Here is a 4,925-nt window from a genome sequence, read left to right as displayed (position 1 = left end):
GGCCTATTATTCTAGGAGTAGGTCATATAAGTATATCTAATTTAATGGAATCGACGTATGGAGGGACAATATGGGGAATGTTGATAATTTTGCAAATATTATATTAGAAGAACCGAAAAGAGAGCAGTTATTTCCTTTATTTGAAGAAGTGTTTGGGATTACAAGTCAAACATTGCATGATTTTTCAGCGAAAGGATATTGGGATTATACATATAAAGCATTATCATTTTTACAAGATGATAAAGCGATTGCAAATGTTGCGGCATTTTCACTTCCGCTTTTAATTAATGGTGAAAAAATAAATGCAGCGGGTATTCAATCAGTAATGACACATCCGAATTATCGTAGACGAGGATTAATGAAACAATTGTTTAGTAAGATGATAGAGGAAATTGATGAGCAATGCGAGTGTGCGGTCTTGTTTACTGAAAATCCGGAACTATATAAACCATTTGGTTTTCAAATTGTGCAAGAATATTTGATGACAGTATCATACGAAAACAAGAGTGATAAAGATTCTCAACTTAAAAAGTTAGATTTTTATAATGAAGAGGATAGACAATTAATACATGAGATTATTGAAAATGGCCAAAGGCTTTCTAATAAATTTTCAACGTTAAATTACCGCTCTTCGTTTTATTTAAATATGTATGATTCAACATGGAATGAAAACCTTTATTATTCAGAGACATTAGATGCGCTGATTGTTTTTACAGTAGAAAATCAAAAACTAAAATTATTTGGAGTATTTGCGCCGGTAATTCCGATTTTAGATGAATTATGTGAGGAAATCTCTGGGGAATTTACGGAGATTGAATTTTATTTCTACCCAGATCAATTAGGAATTGATGATGTACAATATACAGAATTACAGACTAGTAAGTATTTAATGGTTCGAAGTAATAAAGAATTAGATTTTAAAGGTTATAAATTCCCGGTATTAACTGAGTTTTAAATATTAATTTAAATGCTTTTTTATGGAGGAATTATGAAAACATCATATATACCAAATCATATTGAGCAACTTACTGTAATGAACGCACCTAAATTTTACAAACTTGAAGACAATGATACATTCATTGTCCATTCGAAAGAAGAAACAGATTTTTGGCTGAAAACCCATTATGGTTTTGAAGTAATGAATGGCCATGTATTTTATGATGAGATAATGACAGATTTTCAGGCTGAAGTTCAATTGCGCATGAATCCAAATGCGACATACGATCAAGCGGGTTTATTTGTTATGATTTCTGAGAAGTGTTGGTTAAAAACATCTTTAGAATATATTCCTGAGGGCCCATCACATTTAGGTGCTGTCGTAACGAATAATGGCTATTCTGATTGGTCAACGCAAGACTATCCAAATGAGTTTGCTAAGCAACAATTAAGTTTTCGAATTATTAGAAAACTTGGCGATTATACAATATATGTGAAAACGCGTCAGCGATGGGAACAAATAAGAATCGCTCATTTGATGGAGGACATAGGTAATGAGCCTGTTAAAATTGGTTTTTATACATGTAGTCCTTCTGAAAATAATGGATTCGAGACCGAGGTTTTCGATTTTAAAATTGAACAAATATAGATGGGAAAACCGCATTCTTACTAAATGAGAATGCGGTTTTTATTAAGTTAAAGAGTATTCACATCAACTGGCAGTGAAAATGCCTGGTAGATTAAAGTTCCATTTTATTGACTAAAAATGATTTAAAACTTATCATTTAATAATGTTAAATATTAATTTACATAATATAATAGGACTAATGAAGAAATTACAGACTATATCGTTTAAATAAGGAGGAATATGAATTATTCAATGGTAATTTCATGAAAAAAGGAGATTATGTATGAAATCATTTCGCAAGTTGTTACAGTATTTAAAACCATACATGTTCTTCGCTATTATTGGGCCGTTATTTATGGTACTTGAGGTTGCGATGGACTTAATTCAACCGACAATAATGCAACATATTATTGATGTTGGAATTGCAAACCGGGATTTGAATTATGTAATAAAAATGGGGCTTCTTATGATAGGGGCAGCAGCGATCGGTTTAGTTGGAGGACTTGGTTGTATGATGTATTCTACAAAAGCTGCTGTTAATTTCGCTACAGACATACGAAAAGATGTGTTTGCTAAAATAGAAACATTTTCCAGCAAAAATCGTGATTCATTTGGAACAGGTAAATTATTAACAATCGTGACAAATGATATTACATCTATTCAAGCGGCAATGACGATGACGTTACGTGTACTTGTCCGTGGACCGTTATTATTTATTGGAAGTATCATTATAGTCTTTGTAACAGCGAGAGAACTATTTCCAATTTTACTTGTTGTGGTACCCGTTTTATTAGTTGCAATTGTATGGATTGCAGGTCAAGCGAGCGGTTCATTTAAACGAGTACAAGAAGCATTAGATAAAGTAAATACAAAGCTACAAGAAAATTTATCCGGTGTACGTGTTATAAAAGCATATGTAAGACAAAAATATGAAATCTCACAGTTTGAGAAAGTTAATACAAGTTTAACTGGAATAAATATTCGTGCTATACAAATTATTTCATTGATGATGCCAATTATTATGCTAGTTGTAAATGGCGGGATTGTAGCAACTTTATGGATTGGTGGCGAGAAAGTTTTTAACGGTACACTCCAAGTAGGGGCCATTTTAGCTTTTATTAACTATTTAAATATCATTTTAATGTCACTTATGTCTATTAGTATGGTATTTATTCAAATTGCCCGTGCTTTTCCATCAGCTGATCGTGTACAACAAGTCTTACATACTGAAGTTGATATTACAACTGAAGGCGACGTATATGAACCAAAACAAGTGGATGGTAATATAGAGTTTAAAAATGTTAGCTATAGTTATACGAAAAATGATGAATATGTTTTAAAAGATATTTCATTTACCGTACGTAAAGGTGAAAAAATAGGGATTATTGGATCGACCGGAAGTGGTAAATCTACATTGGCGAAACTATTGCCACGACTTTACGATGTTGATCAAGGTGAAATATGTATAGATGATTTTAATGTGAAGGCATACGATTTGCAAAAACTTCGTGCCTCCATTGGCTTCGTTCCACAAAAGGCACTCCTTTTTTCAGGCAGTATAGAAGAGAATTTACGTTATGGCAAAGAAGATGCAACTTATGATGAATTGGAATTAGCATCTTCATCTGCTTGTGCGAATGAGTTTATCAATAAGCTGGAAGACTCTTATCAATATAACTTAACACAAGGTGCAACTAATCTATCTGGCGGGCAAAAACAACGTATATCTATTGCAAGAGCCCTAGTGAGAAAGCCATCTATTCTTGTATTAGACGATTCTACATCGGCAGTTGATGCGAAGTCAGAAGCTGTAATACAGGAAGCGTTAAGGACAAGATATAGTGGCACAACGACATTTTTAATTGCATCAAAAATATCTTCTATTATAGATGCTGATAAAATCCTCGTTTTGAATAACGGTGAATTAGTTGGAAATGGTACGCATGAGGCTTTATTGGCAACTTGTGAAGTGTATCAGGAAATTTATCTTTCCCAAGGTGGTAGCCTGCAGCAAGAAGGAGGGGAAGAGCATGCGTAATTTTCAAGGACAATTTGGAAATAAAGGTGGACGTAACAATCCGAAAACGGGAAAAACAAAGAATACTAAAGGAACTATAATGCGAGTATGGAACTACATGGGGTATCAAAAAGCATCTCTTATGTTCGTTATTATTCTTGTATTTATCACGACATTACTAGGTTTACTTGGGCCATATTATATGGGGGTCATCATTGATGAATACATTGTACCGAAGGATTTAAGCGGGACAGCGAGAATGTGCATGCTGCTCATTGCAATATATGGGATAACCGTATTGTTAACATGGTTACAAACATTTGTAATGATTAATGTTGCATTAAAGACTATACAAAAAATAAGACAAGATATTTTTGAGAAAATCCAAACACTTTCTCTACGATTCTTTGATGTACGTTCTCAAGGTGATTTAATGAGCCGTGTGACAAATGATATTGATAACTTAAATCAAGCTTTGACACAAAGTGTTGTACAAATTATTTCATCAGCGTTAACATTTATAGGTGTAACAATTGCGATGTTTTCATTAGATTGGATTTTAGCAATTGTAACTTTAATTACAGTACCTATTATGTTTTTCGTTACAAAAAAACTAGTTGCTTATAGTGGCCAAAACTTTGCGAAGCGTCAAAAGGATTTAGGGGAATTAAATGGATTTATCGAGGAAGCTATTACAGGTGCAGACGTAACTACGTTATACGGAAAAGAAAAAGAAACCGTACATAACTTTAATGAAATTAACGAACAGCTAAGAATTTCAGCAACGAAGGCTGAAACGTTTTCAGCATTTATTTTTCCAAGTATGAACTTTATTAATAACTTAGGAATGGGGCTTGTAATTGGAACTGGATCGGTAATGGTATTAAACGGAATGACAACAGTAGGTGTCATTGCAGCTTTTATTAATTATTCTAGACAATTTTCAAGACCACTTAGTCAATTTGCAACTTTAATGAATACGATTCAAGCGGCAGTTGCTGGAGGAGAACGTGTTTTTGAAATTATGGATGAAGTACCAGAAATTCAAAATAAAAAAGATGCAGTACTTGTACAAAACTTACAAGGACATGTTAGGCTTGAGAAAGTTTCATTTGGATACGCACAGGACAACATGATTTTAAAAGATGTGAGTCTTGAGGCGAATCCTGGGGAGACAATCGCTTTAGTCGGTCCAACTGGATCAGGAAAAACAACAATTATTAATTTGTTAACTCGCTTTTATGACATTCAAAAAGGGAAAATTAGCATTGATGAAAAAGATATAAAGGATTATGATATTAATTCTTTGCGGAGTAAAATAGGGGTTGTTTTACAGGATACGTA

Annotated in this window: 4 protein-coding genes; all 4 read left to right on the top strand. The window is 33.3% G+C overall.

Translation table 11 applies throughout. The features are described from left to right. The first annotated feature begins 70 nt into the window (after nt 1–70). The gene (locus AB3X48_RS17780) at nt 71–955 is read left to right on the top strand and encodes a GNAT family N-acetyltransferase (protein WP_088099069.1); all 885 of its coding nucleotides are present in this window, start codon (nt 71–73) and stop codon (nt 953–955) included. 33 nt (nt 956–988) lie between these two features. Continuing rightward, nucleotides 989–1,585, top strand: a complete 597-nt coding sequence (locus AB3X48_RS17775; protein ID WP_088099070.1) for a DUF1349 domain-containing protein — start codon at nt 989–991, stop codon at nt 1,583–1,585. Between the two features lie 262 nt (nt 1,586–1,847). Then, complete coding sequence (locus tag AB3X48_RS17770; RefSeq protein WP_088099071.1) at nt 1,848–3,602, top strand: ABC transporter ATP-binding protein; 1,755 nt, start codon at nt 1,848–1,850, stop codon at nt 3,600–3,602. After that, a partial coding sequence (locus tag AB3X48_RS17765; RefSeq protein ID WP_367959772.1) for an ABC transporter ATP-binding protein occupies nt 3,595–4,925 on the top strand: 1,331 nt, incomplete at its 3' end. The genes AB3X48_RS17770 and AB3X48_RS17765, both read left to right, overlap by 8 nt.

The sequence above is a fragment of the Bacillus sp. S4 genome (genome assembly GCF_040838205.1).
Lineage (GTDB): Bacteria > Bacillota > Bacilli > Bacillales > Bacillaceae_G > Bacillus_A > Bacillus_A cereus_U.
Note: the sequence above shows the minus strand (reverse complement) of the source record. Positions and strands in the feature narration are given on the sequence as shown.

What these genes read in the sequence shown, in the direction of transcription:
- AB3X48_RS17775 (WP_088099070.1), top strand. Translation starts at nt 989, where the DNA reads ATGAAAACATCATATATACCAAATCATATTGAGCAACTTACTGTAATG.
- AB3X48_RS17770 (WP_088099071.1), top strand. Translation starts at nt 1,848, where the DNA reads ATGAAATCATTTCGCAAGTTGTTACAGTATTTAAAACCATACATGTTC.
- AB3X48_RS17780 (WP_088099069.1), top strand. Translation starts at nt 71, where the DNA reads ATGGGGAATGTTGATAATTTTGCAAATATTATATTAGAAGAACCGAAA.